At 43.4% G+C, this 3,012-nt stretch carries 1 protein-coding gene and 2 pseudogenes; 1 reads left to right on the top strand and 2 read right to left on the bottom strand.

Features of this window, described 5'->3' with window-relative positions; genetic code table 11:
* Positions 1-257: 257 nt before the first annotated feature.
* A pseudogene (locus tag QTO00_RS18945) lies at positions 258-911 on the top strand (catalase); the annotation flags it as partial.
* Between the two features lie 9 nt (positions 912-920).
* Here QTO00_RS18945 and QTO00_RS18940 read toward each other — a convergent pair.
* Together QTO00_RS18940 and QTO00_RS18935 are read right to left on the bottom strand one after the other, a co-directional pair.
* Positions 921-1,808, bottom strand: a pseudogene (locus QTO00_RS18940) (IS3 family transposase); the annotation flags it as partial.
* The gene (locus tag QTO00_RS18935) at positions 1,790-2,950 is read right to left on the bottom strand and encodes an IS30 family transposase (RefSeq protein WP_331426140.1); all 1,161 of its coding nucleotides are present in this window, start codon (positions 2,948-2,950) and stop codon (positions 1,790-1,792) included. The pseudogene QTO00_RS18940 and the gene QTO00_RS18935, both read right to left, overlap by 19 nt.
* Positions 2,951-3,012: the final 62 nt, after the last annotated feature.

Raw genomic sequence — 3,012 nt, 5'->3', positions numbered from 1 at the left:
GAGAACCACGGTTGATTAAGGATTTATTGTACTGCTTCCAGTTAGTTGTTTTGTAACGAGGTTTAGGCATGAGGCTACGACGATTGATGGGCGTAGCCGCTCAGATCGTAGTTTCTTGATTTAGTTCCATCGAATTACGCAACAAAGCCGGTTGCATACTAGAGTAAACACCCTAATCAAAGTCGCAAAAATATCAATAATTATTGTTAGCTTCAGAGATTAAGTTTTCACACTGTAAGCAAATAAAAGGGACTGCAATGAAAGATAAAAATAAACTTACTACAACGAGCGGATGCCCCGTTTCCGACAACCAAAACGTACAAACAGCTGGCCCTAGAGGGCCAATGCTTCTACAAGATTTTTGGTTTTTAGAAAAACTAGCCCATTTTGATCGCGAAGTTATTCCTTAAAGAAGAATGCACGCAAAAGGCTCTGGTGCCTATGGGACATTTACTGTCACCCACGATATTACTCAGTACACTAAAGCCAATATCTTTTCATCTGTAGGTAAAAAAACGGATGTTTTTGTTCGCCTATCGACAGTAGCAGGTGAACGCGGAGCAGCTGATGCAGAAAGAGACATTAGAGGATTCGCGATAAAATTTTATACTGATGAAGGAAACTGGGATCTTGTTGGTAACAATACTCCAGTCTTTTTTCTAAGAGATCCACTCAAGTTTCCCGATTTGAATCACGCAGTGAAACGCGATCCGAGAACCAATATGAGGTGTGCCAATACCAACTGGGATTTTTGGACGCTTTTACCTGAAGCACTTCATCAGGTCACGGTTGTAATGAGTGATAGAGGGATCCCAAAAAGTTATCGCCATATGCATGGTTTTGGTAGTCATACGTTTAGCTTTATCAATGATAAAAATGAACGTTGTTGGGTTAAGTTCCACCTTAAATCCCTGTACTGGTCAACCCCAACCGGACACTTTCTTTAGAGAATTTTCATAGTTAATTGGCGACATATCATTGTTCGCCGAGTGTAGTCTTTCGAGGTTGTAGTACCTCATGTAGGCTGACACATCTTTCTCCATATTTTCTCGAGTTGGTTGATGCGCTTTAAACAGCCAATCATGCTTCAGGCTTCCAAAGAATCGTTCAACCACGGCATTATCCCAACACGCTCCAACATCTCCCATGCTAGCTCGTATGCCCAGCCCTTGTAGTAGGGTACGATATCTCTTGCTCGTATATTGAGAGCCCCGATCACTGTGAAACACAAACCCCTTGCTTGGCTGCCTTAAGTTATTGGCTTTGGTCAGTGCCTTACTAACTAAGTCAGTCGTCATTCGTTTATCGACATGCCAACCCACTATCCGCCTGGAGTACAAGTCCATCACAATCGCCAGGTACATCCAGCCTTCCCCTGTTTTTAAGTAAGTCACGTCACCGGCCCAAACTTGATCAGGAGCGATGGGATTGAAGTTTTGGTTCAGCAGATTGTCAGCGACAGCATCGCTATGCTTGCGCTTCGTTGTAACCTTGTAAGCGACTCGCTGAGTGACTTTTAGACCAAGCTTGTTCATCACGGAGCGTACTCGGTAACGCCCAACGGTAAAGCCTTCTGCACGCAACTTTTTCGTCATCTCTCGATTCCCCAGACTCTCTCGACTTTTCTCAAAGAGCTTTTTGACTCGACGATAAAGGTTTAGAGTTTCCGCTGTAATGAGCTTGGCTGGTCGTTGTAGCCAGTCATAATAGGCAGAACGGCTTACTCTCATTACCTTGCAGAGCTGAGTTATCGGGTATCGAGGCGACTCAGCTTTGATGAAGTGTAGATTCAAGAGATCATCGCAACACCCTTTTCAATAATGTGTGATGGTGTTTTATATTTCAATACTTTCCTTGGACGTTCATTAAGTTGAGTGGCGACATCATTGAGCTTTTCTTGTGAGTGAGGTGATAAATCTGTTTTTCGAGGGAAGTATTGTCGAATTAAGCTGTTGGTATTTTCGTTAGTGCCTCTTTGCCATGGGCACTGAGGATCGCAAAAATAGACAGGGATCCCTATTTCTTTAGTCAGCTCGGCATGTTTCGCTAACTCCATACCTCTATCCCATGTTAACGATTTTCGATATTCAGCAGGCATTTGTTTAAACGCTTCTATTAGCGCAGCATGCACAGATTCAGCGTCTTTACCTGCCAACTTAAGAATGATAGTAAAGCGAGACTTTCGGTCTACAAGAGTAGCAATGTGTGTATTTCTTGAACCCGAGACAAGATCGCCTTCCCAGTGGCCAACTGATTTACGGTTATCAATATTCTTAGAACGCTCGTGTATTGAAATTCCGTTCACAATGTTCGTGAAGCTTCGGTCACCACTTCGACGATGATACCGACTGTGGCGCATTGGCCGGCCTCTACGCAAGTACTGAGTGAATGAGTGATGAATGATACTTTTTGCTCGAACATAAATGGATTTATATATTGTCTCGTGTGATACCTGCATGTGCTTTCTACGCGAATACTCTACACTAAGCCACCCAGATATTTGTTCTGGAGACCACTTAAGCTCGAGTTTCGCCATGATGATTTTTCTGAGTTCAGGATTGCGCTCTAAGACCCCAAGTTTTGGGCGTTTAGCCATACGTTTTGCACGGTTGTCAGCATCAACAGCTTTGTAATAACGACGACCTCGATTGCGAGCGACTTCTCTTGAAATTGTTGAGGGGGAGCGATTCAGCATACGAGCTATGGCTCTCAACGACATTTTGGCTGATAACGCTACTCTAATTTCTTCCCGTTCTTCGAGCGTGAGATGTTGTTTATTCCTTTTGCGAGGATTAGGTTTAATACCACCAGTTTCGCGTAAGGCTGTGAATACCGTGCCAGGAGCAGCGTTTAAGACACGGCCAATATCACTAAAGCCTGTTCCCTGTTTCCATAATCTGAATACTAGATCTTTTTCGTCCTGAGTAAATGTACGTTTTGCTCGCTTCATCATTAGTGCCTGTGCAAATCAGTATTTTAGTAAAACTGTTGCAATGACCAATTGAATCTACA

The sequence above is a fragment of the Vibrio sp. M260118 genome (genome assembly GCF_036533755.1).
GTDB lineage: Bacteria > Pseudomonadota > Gammaproteobacteria > Enterobacterales > Vibrionaceae > Vibrio.
This window is presented reverse-complemented; position numbering and strand designations above follow the sequence as displayed.

Excerpts from the sequence above, each read along its gene's own strand:
- QTO00_RS18935 (WP_331426140.1), bottom strand. The coding sequence starts at position 2,950 with ATGAAGCGAGCAAAACGTACATTTACTCAGGACGAAAAAGATCTAGTA.